Below are 13,805 nucleotides of genomic sequence, written 5' to 3'. Positions count from 1 at the left end.
AAACGTTTGCGGCTTAAGCGGGATCGAGTCTAGAGGGCAGGTCGCGCGGGCGGCAAGGAGGCGCTTGTAAAAATTTGCACGCCGCCTGATTCGCGCAGAATCGATTCACGGCAGGTGGAGAAACCCAGTCAGACGTTTCATCAAATGTGCGGCGACCATCGGTCGCCGCGTTGCGCGCGCCGACTCAGCGCATGAAGCCCATGCCGCGGGCTTCGCGCACCTCGGGCTTGATGCGGTGTTCGGCTTCGAGCTGGTCGAGGAACTCTTCGGCGGGCAAGGCTTCGCCGAGGATGTCGGACTGGCGTTTCACCGCGGCGAAGTCACCGGGACATAGCTGCTCGAGCCGGGCCAGCCGCGCGGCCAGCGCCGCGTCCAGCCGGGCGGCATCGCCGGCAAGGGCCTCGACCACGAACATGGCTTCGCGCTGCGCCCGCGTCAGCGGATTGAACTTGATCTTGAAAGTGAAGCGGCGCAGCGCGGCCTGGTCGATGCGGTCCAGCAGGTTGGTGGTGCAGACGAAGATGCCGCGGTAGCGCTCCATGCCCTGCAGCATTTCGTTGACTTCCGTGACTTCGTAAGTGCGCTGCGCACCGCGCCGGTCCTGCAGAAAGCTGTCGGCCTCGTCGAGCAGCAGCACGGCCTGCTCGGCTTCGGCCTCCCGGAACATCGCCGCCATGTTCTGCTCCGTTTCCCCCACGTATTTGCTCATGAGGTCGCTGGCTTGCTTGATGATCAGCGGCTTTTCGAGCGACTTGGCGATGTGTTCGGCCAGCGCGGTCTTGCCGGTGCCTGGCGCACCGTAGAAGCACAGCGTGCCGTGGCCGCGGGCCTTGAGCGCCTCCACGATGCGCGGTACTTCGAAGCGGCTTTCCACGTTCAGCATGTCGAGGCTGTAGGTGGTGACGCTGAGCCGGCCGGTGGTGTCCGCGCTGCGGTTGCCCAGCGCCATGTCGGCATTGCGCAACTGGCGTTCGATCAGGCTTTCCATGCCCGCCGCATCGTTCGTGGCAAGGTCGGCAAAACGCACCGCGGTGCGGATCTGCGCCGGCGTCAGACCCTTGCGTTCGGTAAGCTTGGCCACGAAGGCATCCGACACCTGCACGCCTTCGAGGGTCTTGCGCACCAGGCCTTCCCTTGCGCCGGGAGGCGGCGACTTGAGCTCGAGGTGGTAGGCGAAACGGCGCCGGAACGCCGGGTCGATCTGCTCGATGCGGTTGGTCACCCAGATGGTCGGCACGCTGTTCGATTCGAGGATCTGGTTGACCCAGGCCTTGCCGCTGACCGAGCCGTTGCTCGGCGCCACGACCTGCTCGGCGCGCGCCATGAGCTGCGCGGCCTCGGAACTGATCGGCGGGAACACGTCCTCGACTTCGTCGAACAGCAGCGCAGCCTGCACGCTGCCCTTGAGGAACACCTGCGCGATCTGCAGCGAGCGGTAACGGTCGCGGCCGCTCAAGGAATTGCCGTCGCGGTCGGCGTACTCGACCTCGAAAAGATCCAGCCCCGCGGCCTGCGCCACGACGCGCGCGAGTTCGGTCTTGCCGGTGCCGGGCGGGCCGTACAACAACACGTTGACGCCCGGCTCCTTGCGCACCACGGCGTTGCGCAACAGCGCCAGCAACACCTGCGCATCCTCGTCGACGAAGGTGAAATCGCGCAGGCTCAGCGTGCTCTTGGTGGCCGGCCGCGTGAACACGGCCATGAGTTCGTTCTGGTCGCGGTATTCGCGCATCAGCACCGGAGGCAGCTTCTCGCTGACCTTCATCAGGTCGGCCAGGTCGGTGATGTTGTGTTCGGAGATCAGGTTCTCCACCAGGCCGATACGTTCCAGCCGGGAGCCGGCACGCAAGGCCTCGCCGACTTCGGCCGCGCTCACGCCGGCGACTTCGGCGATCGCCGCATACGCCTCGGGCGCGTTGTTGACCTTGACCTCGACGAGGATGGTGCGCAGGTCGCGCTGGTAACGCGCGAGCGTGCCATACAGCAGCAAGGCGCGCTCCGCCTTGTTCAGCTGCAGCAGGCCCGACAGCGCGTCGATGTTTTTCTCGACGAGCGTGGATTGTTTCTTCAGCACGTGGGTCAGCCAGTCGCCAGTGACGGCGAGCGCGGCCAACAGATCCTTGGGCTGATCCTTCGCATATTCGTCGAGGTAGAAGAACAGCGTGCCTTCTTCGTAAGGACCGCGCCAGACACCGTGGCGCTCGAGGAACTCCGCCGTGTCCAGCGTGGTGTGGCCGCGCCAGAACTCGTTGTCCTTGCAGCGGCGGCCGAGGAATTCGCGCAGGCGCAACAGCACGGGTTGCGGCCAGACCAGATGCCGGCCGGCCATCGCCAGCAGACTGTTGAGATCTCGCCGCACGTTGAACTTGGCGCCTTGCCGGGCCACCAGCGTCAGTACGAAATGCGAGCACATGAGATCCAGCACCGGCGCTTCCTGCAAGCCGGGAGACGGGATCAGATGGGCGTCGGCCGCGGAGGCAAACGAGCGTTTCATGGGGAAAGCATGCTCCAGCAACGAGATACGTTGGTCCGCACCATAACGCAGCCCGACAGGCAAGGGAATACCGGCCGGCCGAAAATGCGCCAGCCGCATGGGCATTTGGCACACAATCCGAGCATGACATCGATCGACGACATCCGCCAGGCCGCCGCGCGCCTGCAAGGCCAGATACTGACCACGCCTTTCGTGGACTCCCGCACGATTTCCGAAATCGCGGGTGCGCACGTCTTCCTGAAATTCGAAAACCTGCAGTTCACCGCCTCGTTCAAGGAACGCGGTGCGTGCAACAAGCTGGCGCAGCTCGTCGACGCCGAAGCCGCCCGCGCCGCCGGCCTGGCCCCCGATACCCCGCACCTGCGCGGCGTGGTGGCGATGAGCGCGGGCAACCACGCGCAAGGCGTGGCGTACCACGCCCAGCGGCTCGGCCTGCGCGCGGTGATCGTCATGCCGCGTTTCACGCCCGGCGTGAAGGTCGAGCGGACCCGCGGTTTCGGGGCCGAAGTCGTGCTGCATGGTGAAACGCTGGAAGAAGCGCGTGCCCATGCCTTCGAACTCGCCGAGCGAGAGCAGCTGGTCTTCGTGCATCCCTACGACGACGTGGCCATCATCGCCGGCCAGGGAACGGTCGGGCTGGAAATGCTGGAGCAGGTGCCGGACATCGACACCCTGATCATCGCCGTCGGCGGTGGTGGGCTGATCGCCGGCATTGCCACTGCCGCGCGGGCGCTGAAGCCCGGCATTGAGATCGTGGGTGTCCAGGCCTCTCGCTTCCCGGCCATGGTGAATGCGATCCAGGGCACGCACCACGCGCAGGGCGGCAGCACGATCGCCGAAGGCATCGCGGTCGGGTCGCCGGGAAAACTCACGCAGGAAATCGTGAGGCAACTGGTGGACGACCTGGTGCTGGTCGAAGAGGCCGACATCGAACAGGCCATCCTGATGCTGCTGGAAATCGAGAAAACCGTGGTCGAAGGCGCCGGTGCGGCGGGCCTGGCCGCGCTGTTGAAATACCCCGACCGCTTCCGCGGCAAGAAGATCGGCCTGGTGTTATGCGGAGGCAACATCGATCCGCTGCTGCTGGCGGCCATCATCGAACGCGGCATGGTGCGCGCGGGCCGGCTGGCGCGCATCCGCGTCGGGGCGCGCGACAACCCGGGTTCGTTGGCGAAGATCACGGCCACCGTGGCCGGTGCGGGCGCCAACATCGACGAGGTGCACCATCAGCGCGCGTTCACCGCGCTTTCGGCGCAGAACGTGGACATTGAACTGGTGATCCAGACCCGCGGCCGCACCCACATGGACGAAGTCATCGCCGCGCTGCACGCCGCGGGCTTCGAGGCCAGCGAGCAGAGGTAGAAATCCTCTGCTCTAGAATAGCGCGAACCTGCAAGGAACCCTCCATGTCCAGCCCGACCCCGTCCGCCGACCGTTCGGCCGAAAACCATGCGGCCGATCCCATCGAAGCCATCGTGCCGCTGATCCCAATCGTGCTGCCCGTCGTCGGCGGCGTGCTGATCTTCCTGCTGGCATTCATCGCCGTTTTCATGGCGTAATCGCGCCGAAGCGCCCGCCTGTTCGGCGTAACTCGCTTCCAATTTCATAGCAGATTCTCTTCGCCCCGATGCCGGCGCGCATCGGCTGGGCCGCATGCCCTGCGGCGCCAGCGCGCTCAATGCCCCACTTTCCTCTTATTGAGCCGGTTGCACCTACCGGCTCAGCCGCTGCATGTACGCGCCAAGCCCCTGTTTCGCCGCAATAGTTTGATGCATAACCCCATGCGTCTTTTGCATGAAATTCGCTCGTAATCGTTTGGTAACTCGGGGGCATCTCCCTAAAATCGATTTCCCAGCCGACCCGCGGACCTTGGAACCCTCTCGGGATTCGACCCGCCGCCCGCCGACTGAGCAGCCCAAGCCGTTTTCTGAAAAGGCCGCTCTCAGCATTCAAGTCCGGAGCTCCTTTTGAAAAGACGATTTTCAACTTAGGAGTTTCCCCCGATGAACGCACCCACCATGCCGGGTCTGCAGATCAATGCGCCCAAATATGTGAAGAACGCGAAGCTGATCGCGTGGGTGGCCGACATGGCCGCCCTGACCCAGCCCAAGGACATCTATTGGTGCGATGGCAGCGAAGAGGAATACGCACGCCTGTGCCAACAACTCGTCGACGCGGGTACCTTCAAGAAGCTGAACCCGGCCAAGCGCCCCAACTCCTTCCTGGCCTGCAGCGACCCGAGCGATGTGGCGCGGGTGGAAGACCGCACCTACATCTGCTCCGAGAAAAAGGAAAACGCCGGCCCCACCAACAACTGGATGGCGCCCGCCGAAATGCGCGCCACGCTGCAACCGCTGTTCAGCGGCTGCATGCAGGGCCGCACGATGTATGTGGTGCCGTTCAGCATGGGCCCGCTGGGTTCGCCCATCGCCCACATCGGCATCGAGCTTTCCGACAGCCCTTATGTCGCCGTCAACATGAAGACCATGACCCGCATGGGCCAGGCTGTGTACGACGTGCTGGGCGTGGACGGTGAATTCGTGCCTTGCGTGCACACCGTGGGCGCACCGCTGCAGCCCGGCCAGGCTGACGTGAAGTGGCCTTGCAACAGCACGAAATACATCGTGCATTACCCCGAAACGCGCGAGATCTGGAGCTATGGCTCGGGCTACGGCGGCAACGCGCTGCTGGGCAAGAAATGCTTCGCGCTGCGTATCGCGTCGAACATGGGCCGCGACGAAGGCTGGCTCGCCGAACACATGCTGATCCTGGGCGTGACCAATCCCGAAGGCAAGAAATACCATGTGGCGGCGGCGTTCCCGAGCGCCTGCGGCAAGACCAATTTCTCGATGCTGGTGCCGCCCGCCGGCTTCGAAGGCTGGACCGTCACCACCATCGGCGACGACATCGCCTGGATCAAGCCCCAGGCCGACGGCACGCTGCGTGCGATCAATCCCGAGGCCGGCTATTTCGGCGTGGCGCCCGGCACCAACATGCTGACCAATCCGAACTGCATGAAGAGCCTGGACAAGAACGTCATCTTCACCAACGTCGCGCTCACCGACGACGGCGATGTGTGGTGGGAAGGCATGGAGCAGGATGCGCCCGGCAAGGCTTTGCCTGCACATCTCATCGACTGGCAGGGCAAGGACTGGACGCCGCAGATCGCCAAGGAAACCGGCGCGAAGGCCGCACACCCGAACTCGCGCTTCACCGTGGCCGCCACCAACAACCCGGCGCTCGACGGGGCCTGGGACGACCCGAAGGGCGTGAAGATCGACGCCTTCATCTTCGGTGGCCGCCGTTCGACCACCGTGCCGCTGGTGACCGAAGCCCGCAACTGGGTCGAGGGGGTCTACATGGCGGCGACCATGGGTTCGGAAACCACGGCCGCCGCCACCGGCCAGGCCGGCGTGGTGCGCCGCGACCCGTTCGCCATGCTGCCCTTCATGGGCTACAACATGAGCGACTACTTCCAGCACTGGCTCAACCTGGGCGAAAAGCTCGCGAAGTCCGGCGCCAAGCTGCCGGCGATCTACACCACCAATTGGTTCCGCAAGGGCGCGGACGGCAAATTCGTGTGGCCCGGCTACGGCGAGAACATGCGGGTGCTGAAGTGGATGATCGACCGCATCGAAGGCAAGGCCGACGGATCGGAGCATGTGTTCGGCGTGAGCCCCACCTATGAAGAGCTCAACTGGACCGGCCTGGACTTCAGCCCCGCGCAATTCGAGACGGTGACCAGCATCGACAAGGCCGCCTGGCAGAAGGAGCTGGCCCTGCACGCGGAGCTTTTTGCCCAGCTGGCCTACCACTTACCCAGGGAGCTGGAGGAGACCAAGGCGCAGATCGAACGCCGGCTGGCCGCCTGAGAGACCAGCCCGAGAGCCAACAAGATCATCTTGGCGGGCGGCGCATGCGATGCGTGGCCCGCAAATGGCAGACCCGGTCACAAGCCGGGTTTTTTTTCGTCCGATCACGGATGCTGCGCACATGAAAAAGCCACCCGCAGGTGGCTTGAAGATGTCGTCCGGCCCAGGGGCCGGGGTGACCAGACGTGGATCAGACGTAGTAGGCGAACTTGGGGCGCAGGGCAAACAGCGCCTCGCGCAGGGATGCCGCATTGTCGGCCTTGATCAGCGTTTGCGTCTCGGCGGGCAAGGTCTGTTGTGTTTCGACTTCGGCACGGGACTGCGCAGCCATCAAGTCGTCCATCACACGAGAGTCGCGTTGCGCCACGGCCCACAGGCGGGCGTCGGCGCGGGCACGGGCGGCATCGGCACGCCATTGTGCAAGGGCCTTGCTGGCGGAGAAGGTCTGCTTCGGCGCAGCGACGGCGATGGCCGGAGCCGACACTTCGCTGCGTTCGATGGCGGCCTTCAGGTCGGCCATGACGCGGGGATCGTTCTGGGCCGTGTTCCACAGGCGCTCATCGGCACGGGCCTGGGCCACGCGGAACGACCAGGCATCGAGCGACTTGACCGTCACCGAAGCCACCTTGCGAGCAACACCGGCGAACAGGGCGATGGCGGCGAAGCCGACGACCCACAGCAGGATCCAGGCGGTCATCGAATCGCTGGCGAAGCTGTCGACCATGCGGTCGGCGGCCACGATGAGGGCCGAAGCGACGGCGGCGAGCAGCACGGTCGACAGGCCCTTGGTGCTGTCGAAACCGCGACGCAGCCGGCTGGCCGCGGAGAAGACCGATTCCGCACGCGCCACGCCCGGATGCACGTTGGAGTAGGTGGTATGGACAAAGCTGGTCATGGTGAATTCCTTTTAACAATCACACCAGAAGGCCGAATGGCTTGGTGCGTGACTGAATATTAGGGTTAACACTAGTCGTCTTCAACTTTATCTTGGTGATTGGATTCATTCACCTTGGTGATGAGTCAAACCGGACCTGTGGTGCCTGTGCCGCCTTCCGCCGCGAGAGCGTGAAATAGTTGGCAATTCAGATTTGTCATTGATTTTCAACGGTTTTTGGCAGTTACGTGAAGCTACATGCGCATATAGCGCTACATTTAGCATAGCAAATCTATTGCTTGAAATGTTGCGACGCAACAAATCTTTGGCTTTCTACGGTTCAAAGCCACCGCAGGGAAAGTGACATCGTCAATTGGGCGTGCAACTCTAATTTGCAATAAAACAACAGTTTACAGGCCAAGGTCTGCTGCGCGGCAACACAGCCAGGGGGCCTTGCGGTGAACACCGCCGCCAGCGTATGCAAGGGTTTTCACTTATATGATCCAAGCCAAGGCAGCGCACGCTCCACATTCACCACAGTGATACACCCCTTCCAGCCATGTCGACCACCGCGCCCAACTTCCGCACCCTGGATCTGAATCTCTTGCGTGTCTTCGACGAGGTGATGGCCGAACGCAGCCTCACGCGGGCGGCGCGCAACCTTTCCCTGACCCAGCCGGCGGTGAGCAACGCGCTGCGCCGATTGCGCGATGCGCTCGGCGATGAATTGGTACGACGCAGCGGCCAGGGCATGGAGCCGACGCCGCGCGCCCTGGTGTTGTGGCCCGCGGTGCGCGAGGCCCTGCGGCAGTTGCAGCAATCGCTCGCGCCGAGCAACTTCGAGCCTGCGGAGGCCGACAACACCTTCGTGCTGGCGATGGCCGACGCCACGGCCGCGGCGCTGATTCCGGGGCTGGTCGACATCGTGGAGACCGAGGCGCCCGGCATCTCGCTGCGCGTGGTGCCGCTCACGACGCGCGACCCGCGCAAACTGCTGGAAGAGGAAACCGTGGATTTGGCCGTGGGCTTCTTCCCGGCCATGCTGGCCGACCTGACGGCCCGCGCCCAGGTCGGCAAGAACGTGGCGTTCGCACACCAGCGCCTTTATGACGGCCAGTACGTGTGCGTGATGCGCAGCGGCCATCCGCTGGCAAGCGGCGCGTTCACCTTGAACCGCTTCTGCGCCGCGCGCCACCTGCTGGTCAGTTTTTCGGGCCGGCCCTATGGCTTCATCGACGAGTCGCTGGCGCACCTCAAGCGCGACCGGCGCGTGGTGCTGACGGTGAATCAGTTCTTCACCGCGGGCCGGGTGGTGGCCAATTCGAACCTGCTGACGGTGCTGCCCAAACATTTCGTGGGCGTGACCGGCATCGCCGATGAACTCGTGCAGCGGGAGCTGCCGTTCGACGTGCCGGCCGTGCACGTGGATGCCGTCTGGCACCGCCGGATGGAGCACAGCGGCGCCCATGCCTGGCTGCGCCACGCCATCGCCCGTTCGGGCGGCCAGGCCTTCGAGGGGGAAACGATGCTCAGCGAATGACGCTGAGGAATGCCAGGGCGGCCCCGCGCAATTCGGCGGCTTCGTGCGGGTTCTGCCCGGCACGCGCCTCGGCGGACTGCATCAGACCATTGGCAACACCGCCGGCGGCCGGGTCGGCGCCGATGGCGCTCTTGCCCAGTTGCCAGTAACGCAAGTGGGCCATTTGGTTGATGAGATTCAACATGGTGAGGTCACCGGGTTGGCGGTGAAAAGTTTCGATGCATGAAGAATAAGGGTTTTCCCTTATTTTCCAAGCCCATCCTGATGCGCTTACGGCATAACTTGCCAGCGACCAGGAATGAAGTCAGGTTTCGCCGACGATTTGTGAACGATTCGTGGTTTTTGATCACCCGCCGATCTGCCCCTAGACTCGCAGCGCCATGCAAATCCAGCTCCTGTCCGACCTGCACCTCGAAGTCCACCCCCATTTCAAGCCCGAACCCGCGCACGGTGCCGACGTCCTGGTGCTGGCCGGCGACATCGGCTCCTACCAGCCCGGCTCGCTTTTGCAGGATACGGATTTCGGTCTGGCGCGCTTCTCGCCGCTGCCGCAGTTCGCCGGCTGGCCGACGCCGGTGCTCTTCGTGCCCGGCAACCACGAATACGACATGCAGGATTTCGACGTGGCGCACGCCCGGCTGCGCGCCATCTGCGAGCGGCTGGGCATGGTTTGGCTCGAGCGCGAAGTCGCGCACATGCGCTTCGGCACGCAGGCCGTGCGGTTTGTCGGCACCACACTGTGGACGGACTTCGACGCGCTCGGCCCCGCGGCGGAGGATCCCCAGGCCACGCTGGCCGACGCACTCAAAGCCCGGGACAAGGCCTTTCGCGCAGCGAACTTCTACCTGAAGAAAACCGGCAGCACACGCAGCGGAGAAGCCATGCTCGCGCCCGCCATCCGGGAACAGGGCCTGGCCTGCCAGGCGTGGCTGCGCGAGGCCCTGGCGCGCCCGTTCGACGGCGACACGGTGGTCGTGACCCATTTTGCGCCGAGCCTGGCCAGTGCGGACCCGCGCTATGGCCTGACACCCGGCACGGCCGGCTTCTGCAATGCGCTGGATGACTTGCTGCCCCAAGCCCGCCTGTGGCTGCACGGCCACCTGCACGCGCCGAGCGACTACCTGCGCAACGGCTGCCGCGTGGTGGCCAACCCGCTGGGTTATGCACGCAAGAATGAGCAGCAGGGGTTCGATCCGCGTCGCCTGATCCAGCTTGCAGCGCGCTGACGCCCAAGATTGCACCGGGCATCACACGCCGGATGCAGGAAACGGTGACATCGCGTGGTCCGATGGCAAGACCAGCCTGAAGACGCCTCTCGGAGGCGCCGATCGCCTCAGCGGGTCCGCAGCCCGTCGAAACAGCTGGACAAGACCAGCTCGATGATTTCCCCGTCGCTGTGTTGTCCGCCTGCCTTCAGGAATTCAAGCACCGGGTCGCAGGCGCGCGCGTACAGGGTGTAGAGCACCACCAGGGGCGGGAGCCGGGTGCTGAGCTGGCCTTGCTGCTGCGCGGCTTCGATCCAGCCACCGAGTTCGTCGCTCACCGTCACCAGCGCATCCAGATAGGCCTTGTTGCCCAGCAGGTTGGCGCGCAGGCTGGAGTTCTGGCTCGGCAGCGAGGGCATTTCACCGGCCAACTGCACTTCCATCGCCCACCGTGCCACCGCGCGCAGCTTTTCGATGGGCGCATCATCCTCGGGCAGCGTGGCGAGAAACACCTGGGCGCGGTGCAGCACGCGCACCATCGCTGCGGCAGCCAGGTCTTCCTTGCTGGCGAAATGCTTGTACAGGCTGGCCTTCGCAATGCCTACGCCGGCCGCCACTTCGTCCACCGTCATCGCGTCGAAACCCTTCTCGGCCAGGAGGCGGTTGACGGTCTGCACGATCGCTTCTTCCCGCGCCTGCAGCATCTTTTCCTTGAACGAGATCTTGGCGACGGTGTTGGTTTTCATGCGTCGATTTTAACCTCCATCGTCGTTAGGCAGTACGCCAGGCTGTTTAAAAACCAGCAAGTCACAAAACATTCGGAACGAACGCACAAATAGTGTTTCCAAACGTCGCATCGGTACTATCGTGATCACATGGAGGTCTGCCATGAAAACTGTCTGGCTCAACACTTTGGCCTGGATCGCCGCGATCCTGGCCGCCATGACCCTGGCCGTGGCGACGCCCACGGAGTCCTCCGTCATGGGTCGCCTGCCCTCGCTGATGGTGACGCGGTTCGACCAGCAGGCCATGCCGCTGCAGGCCGGCCTTTCCGCTGATCGCACGCTGGCGCTGATCGGGTTCGACCGCAGCCATCGCGCCGACATCGAGAGCTGGATCAAGGGCCTGTGCCTCACGCGCAGCGACGCGATCCCGTGGGTGCGCATGCCCGTGCTCAACGATCCGGGCGATGCGGCGGGCCGCCAAGCCATCGAAGAGCGCCTGCGCACCCGGTATGCCAACGATCCCACGCGTGCCAGCGTGATGCCGGTGATCACCGACCGCGCCGCGTTCAGTCGCGCGGCGGGTCTTTCGAGCACCGACAAGGCCTATGCCGTGGTGATCAACCGGCACGGCGAGGTGCTGGCCCGCGTGGAAGGCGAATACAACCCGGAAAAGGCACAGACGTTGCGCGCCACCCTGGAAGACGTGAACCCTTTGTACGGGTTCTGAAGCGGGCGGCCGCGCGCCAGGTTCAACCCAGCGCCGCGGCGGCGGCCAGCGTCAGCGCGGTGCTCAGCGTGTCGAGCACCTCCGACTGCAGGTTCCAGCAATGCCAGTAGAGCTGGATCTGCAGGCTGTGCGCGGGCGCCAGATTCACCAGTTGCCCCTGCGCCAGCAAGCCGCGCACCAGCAGTTCCGGCACCACGCTCACACCCCAGCCGGCCAGCACGGCGCGCACCTGGCCTTCGGAACTCGGCACGAACAACTGGCTCAGCGTCACGCGCTTCAGGCCGAAGGCGCGGCCGACGAACTCGGTCTGCATGTCGTCCTTGCGGTTGAAGGCCACGAACGGCACCTTGCGGAAGTTGTGCGGGGTGAGGCCGCCTTGCAGCCGCTCGGCTGCGAACGCGGGCGCGGCCACGGCCACGTAGTTCATCGCACCGAGCGGCACCACCTTGCAGCCACGCAGCGCCTGCTTGAAGGTGGTGACGCAGCCCAGCACCTGGCCCTCTCGCAGCCAGTCCTGCGTGAAGTCCTGGTCGTCGGTGATGATCTCCAGCGGAAGGCCCTGCTGCACCACACCCTGCAGAGCCCCCATGGCCCAGGTGGCGATGCTGTCGGCATTGATGGCGATCGAGATGCGTTCCTCGTCGCGCGAGCCGCCGAGCAGGCTGGGCGCGAGTTCGCGCATGTCGCGCTCCAGGTCGGCCCGCAGCAGCCGCAGCTGTTTCGTGTGTTTCAGCAGCAGATGGCCCGCGGCCGTGGGCCGCAGCGGCCGGCTGCGCACGATGAGCACGGTTCCTGCTTGCGACTCGAGGGAACGCAGGCGCTGCGATACCGCCGACTGCGTGATGTTCAGCCGCTGGGCCGCGCGTTCGAAGCCGCCTTCCTCGACGATGGCGGCCAGGCATTCGAGGGCGTCCGGGTCAAGGGTGCTCATCTTCCGCTGCTCTTTGTTGAATTAGTTCTACTGATGTTTTCACTGTTAGTTTAATTTTTCTTTTGTTGAAACGCCACTTCGCAGAAACTTCACTCCCATGAAAATCATCGTTCTTGGCGCAGGCATCATTGGCATCAGCACGGCGTGGCACCTGCTCGAGCGGGGCCATGAGGTCACCATCGTCGACCGCCAGCCCGATGCCGCCCTGGAGACCAGTTTCGCCAACGCGGCGCAGATTTCGGTCAGCTACTGCGAACCCTGGGCCAACCGCGACGCCCCGGCCAAGCTCGTGAAATGGATGTTCCGCAACGACGCGCCGCTGCTGTTCCGCCCGCAACTGGACTGGCAGCAATGGCGCTGGGGCCTGCAATTTCTGAGCCAGTGCAATGACACCGCCTTCGAGCGCAACGTGCAGCAGATCGTGGCCCTCGGCGCCTACAGCCATGTCGCGCTGAAGGAAGTCGTGCGCCGCACCGGCATCGAATACAACCGCCTGGAGCGCGGCATCGCCCACTACTACACCGACCAGAAGTCGTTCGACACGGCCGGCGACGCCGCGGCGCTGATGCGCAAGTTCGGCGTCGACCGCAAGGTGGTGAGCCGCGACGAACTGATGCGGATCGAGCCCGCGTTCAAGTCCTTCGCGCACCGCATCGTCGGCGGCACCTACACGGCCAGCGACGAGAGCGGCGATGCACGCGTCTTCACGCAGGAACTGGCCAAACGCTGCGCGGCGCGCGGCGCGCAATTTCTGTACAACCACGACGTGCTGCGCTTGAACCAGGATGGCGATGCTATCAAGTCAGTAGCTGTACGCGCACGCTCCACGAGCGCTGGAGGCCAAAAAGACCAGGTATTGCAAGGCGATGCCGTGGTCGTGGCCTGCGGCTCGTACACCGCGCCGCTGCTGCGCACCGTGGGCGTGGACCTGCCGATCTACCCCGGCAAGGGCTACAGCGCTACCTTCAAGCTGCTCAGGCCCGAACTCGCGCCGATGGTCTCGAGCATCGACGACGAGGTGAAGTGCGCCATGAGCCGCCTGGGCGACCACCTGCGCGTGGCCGGCACCATCGAGGTCGGCGGCTACGGCCTGTCGCTCGACACGCCGTTGGCGCGTGCGCGCTGCCAGATGCTGGCCGACCGCATCGAGGCCGTGCTGCCCGGTGTCTGCGACACGCGCAACGAAGCGCAGGGCGGCCAGCCGAATTTCTGGACCGGCCTGCGCCCGGCCACCCCGACCAACATCCCCTACATCGGCCGCACCAAGGTCGGCAAGCTGTGGGTCAATGCCGGCCACGGCACGCTGGGCTGGACCCACGGCGCCGGTTCGGGCAAGGCCATGGCCGAACTCATCAGCGGAGAGCAGCCGGCGATGCAGTTCGGGTTCTACGGGTTCAAGGCCGGCAAGCGCCACGGGGAGATGGCGAACGCCTGAAC

The 13,805-nt window shown here is 64.7% G+C and carries 12 protein-coding genes; 7 read left to right on the top strand and 5 right to left on the bottom strand.

The window, feature by feature from the left end; translation table 11 throughout:
* Nucleotides 1-184: 184 nt before the first annotated feature.
* On the bottom strand, nucleotides 185-2,494 hold the full coding sequence (locus RD110_RS00755; RefSeq protein WP_076195772.1) for an ATP-binding protein: 2,310 nt from the start codon (nucleotides 2,492-2,494) through the stop codon (nucleotides 185-187).
* A 123-nt stretch (nucleotides 2,495-2,617) separates the two neighbouring features.
* On the opposite strand from RD110_RS00755, the gene RD110_RS00750 reads away from it, so the two are divergent.
* From RD110_RS00750 to RD110_RS00745, 3 genes are all read left to right on the top strand, one after another.
* A complete protein-coding gene (locus RD110_RS00750) occupies nucleotides 2,618-3,856 on the top strand; it encodes a threonine ammonia-lyase (protein ID WP_076195770.1) in 1,239 nt (412 codons plus the stop codon).
* 44 nt (nucleotides 3,857-3,900) lie between these two features.
* Nucleotides 3,901-4,053 carry a hypothetical protein gene (locus tag RD110_RS28290; RefSeq protein ID WP_204250013.1) on the top strand — a complete coding sequence of 51 codons (153 nt, stop codon included), beginning with the start codon at nucleotides 3,901-3,903 and terminating at the stop codon, nucleotides 4,051-4,053.
* Between the two features lie 444 nt (nucleotides 4,054-4,497).
* Complete coding sequence (locus tag RD110_RS00745; RefSeq protein ID WP_076195768.1) at nucleotides 4,498-6,366, top strand: phosphoenolpyruvate carboxykinase (GTP); 1,869 nt, start codon at nucleotides 4,498-4,500, stop codon at nucleotides 6,364-6,366.
* 190 nt (nucleotides 6,367-6,556) lie between these two features.
* Here the strand turns inward: RD110_RS00745 and RD110_RS27660 are convergent, their stop codons facing one another.
* The gene (locus RD110_RS27660; protein WP_076195766.1) at nucleotides 6,557-7,261 is read right to left on the bottom strand and encodes a hypothetical protein; all 705 of its coding nucleotides are present in this window, start codon (nucleotides 7,259-7,261) and stop codon (nucleotides 6,557-6,559) included.
* A gap of 538 nt (nucleotides 7,262-7,799) precedes the next feature.
* Here RD110_RS27660 and RD110_RS00735 point away from each other — a divergent pair.
* Entirely contained in the window at nucleotides 7,800-8,780 is a 981-nt protein-coding gene (locus tag RD110_RS00735; RefSeq protein ID WP_076195764.1) for a LysR family transcriptional regulator, read from the top strand.
* On the opposite strand, the gene RD110_RS00730 is transcribed toward RD110_RS00735, so the two are convergent.
* Nucleotides 8,770-8,964 carry a hypothetical protein gene (locus tag RD110_RS00730; protein ID WP_076195762.1) on the bottom strand — a complete coding sequence of 65 codons (195 nt, stop codon included), beginning with the start codon at nucleotides 8,962-8,964 and terminating at the stop codon, nucleotides 8,770-8,772. The two genes, RD110_RS00735 and RD110_RS00730, sit on opposite strands and share 11 nt — an antisense overlap.
* 196 nt (nucleotides 8,965-9,160) lie before the next feature.
* Between RD110_RS00730 and RD110_RS00725 the strand changes: the two genes are divergently transcribed.
* Nucleotides 9,161-10,006, top strand: a complete 846-nt coding sequence (locus RD110_RS00725; RefSeq protein ID WP_076195760.1) for a metallophosphoesterase — start codon at nucleotides 9,161-9,163, stop codon at nucleotides 10,004-10,006.
* A gap of 107 nt (nucleotides 10,007-10,113) precedes the next feature.
* On the opposite strand, the gene RD110_RS00720 is transcribed toward RD110_RS00725, so the two are convergent.
* Entirely contained in the window at nucleotides 10,114-10,731 is a 618-nt protein-coding gene (locus RD110_RS00720) for a TetR/AcrR family transcriptional regulator (RefSeq protein WP_076195758.1), read from the bottom strand.
* Nucleotides 10,732-10,873: 142 nt separating this feature from the next.
* On the opposite strand from RD110_RS00720, the gene RD110_RS00715 reads away from it, so the two are divergent.
* Nucleotides 10,874-11,437 (top strand): hypothetical protein, encoded by a 564-nt coding sequence (locus RD110_RS00715; RefSeq protein WP_076195756.1) that lies wholly within the window; start codon nucleotides 10,874-10,876, stop codon nucleotides 11,435-11,437.
* Nucleotides 11,438-11,459: 22 nt separating this feature from the next.
* On the opposite strand, the gene RD110_RS00710 is transcribed toward RD110_RS00715, so the two are convergent.
* Nucleotides 11,460-12,368, bottom strand: a complete 909-nt coding sequence (locus RD110_RS00710) for a LysR family transcriptional regulator ArgP (RefSeq protein WP_076195754.1) — start codon at nucleotides 12,366-12,368, stop codon at nucleotides 11,460-11,462.
* 97 nt (nucleotides 12,369-12,465) lie between these two features.
* On the opposite strand from RD110_RS00710, the gene RD110_RS00705 reads away from it, so the two are divergent.
* Nucleotides 12,466-13,803 carry a D-amino acid dehydrogenase gene (locus RD110_RS00705; RefSeq protein WP_076195752.1) on the top strand — a complete coding sequence of 446 codons (1,338 nt, stop codon included), beginning with the start codon at nucleotides 12,466-12,468 and terminating at the stop codon, nucleotides 13,801-13,803.
* Nucleotides 13,804-13,805: the final 2 nt, after the last annotated feature.

This window comes from Rhodoferax koreense, from assembly GCF_001955695.1.
Lineage (GTDB): Bacteria > Pseudomonadota > Gammaproteobacteria > Burkholderiales > Burkholderiaceae_C > Rhodoferax_B > Rhodoferax_B koreensis.
The sequence above is the reverse complement of the archived record's forward strand: the minus strand, read 5'-3'. Positions and strand labels throughout refer to the sequence as shown.

Excerpts from the sequence above, each read along its gene's own strand:
- RD110_RS00755 (WP_076195772.1), bottom strand. The coding sequence starts at position 2,494 with ATGAAACGCTCGTTTGCCTCCGCGGCCGACGCCCATCTGATCCCGTCT.
- RD110_RS00750 (WP_076195770.1), top strand. The coding sequence starts at position 2,618 with ATGACATCGATCGACGACATCCGCCAGGCCGCCGCGCGCCTGCAAGGC.
- RD110_RS28290 (WP_204250013.1), top strand. The coding sequence starts at position 3,901 with ATGTCCAGCCCGACCCCGTCCGCCGACCGTTCGGCCGAAAACCATGCG.
- RD110_RS00745 (WP_076195768.1), top strand. The coding sequence starts at position 4,498 with ATGAACGCACCCACCATGCCGGGTCTGCAGATCAATGCGCCCAAATAT.
- RD110_RS27660 (WP_076195766.1), bottom strand. The coding sequence starts at position 7,261 with ATGACCAGCTTTGTCCATACCACCTACTCCAACGTGCATCCGGGCGTG.
- RD110_RS00735 (WP_076195764.1), top strand. The coding sequence starts at position 7,800 with ATGTCGACCACCGCGCCCAACTTCCGCACCCTGGATCTGAATCTCTTG.
- RD110_RS00730 (WP_076195762.1), bottom strand. The coding sequence starts at position 8,964 with ATGTTGAATCTCATCAACCAAATGGCCCACTTGCGTTACTGGCAACTG.
- RD110_RS00725 (WP_076195760.1), top strand. The coding sequence starts at position 9,161 with ATGCAAATCCAGCTCCTGTCCGACCTGCACCTCGAAGTCCACCCCCAT.
- RD110_RS00720 (WP_076195758.1), bottom strand. The coding sequence starts at position 10,731 with ATGAAAACCAACACCGTCGCCAAGATCTCGTTCAAGGAAAAGATGCTG.
- RD110_RS00715 (WP_076195756.1), top strand. The coding sequence starts at position 10,874 with ATGAAAACTGTCTGGCTCAACACTTTGGCCTGGATCGCCGCGATCCTG.
- RD110_RS00710 (WP_076195754.1), bottom strand. The coding sequence starts at position 12,368 with ATGAGCACCCTTGACCCGGACGCCCTCGAATGCCTGGCCGCCATCGTC.
- RD110_RS00705 (WP_076195752.1), top strand. The coding sequence starts at position 12,466 with ATGAAAATCATCGTTCTTGGCGCAGGCATCATTGGCATCAGCACGGCG.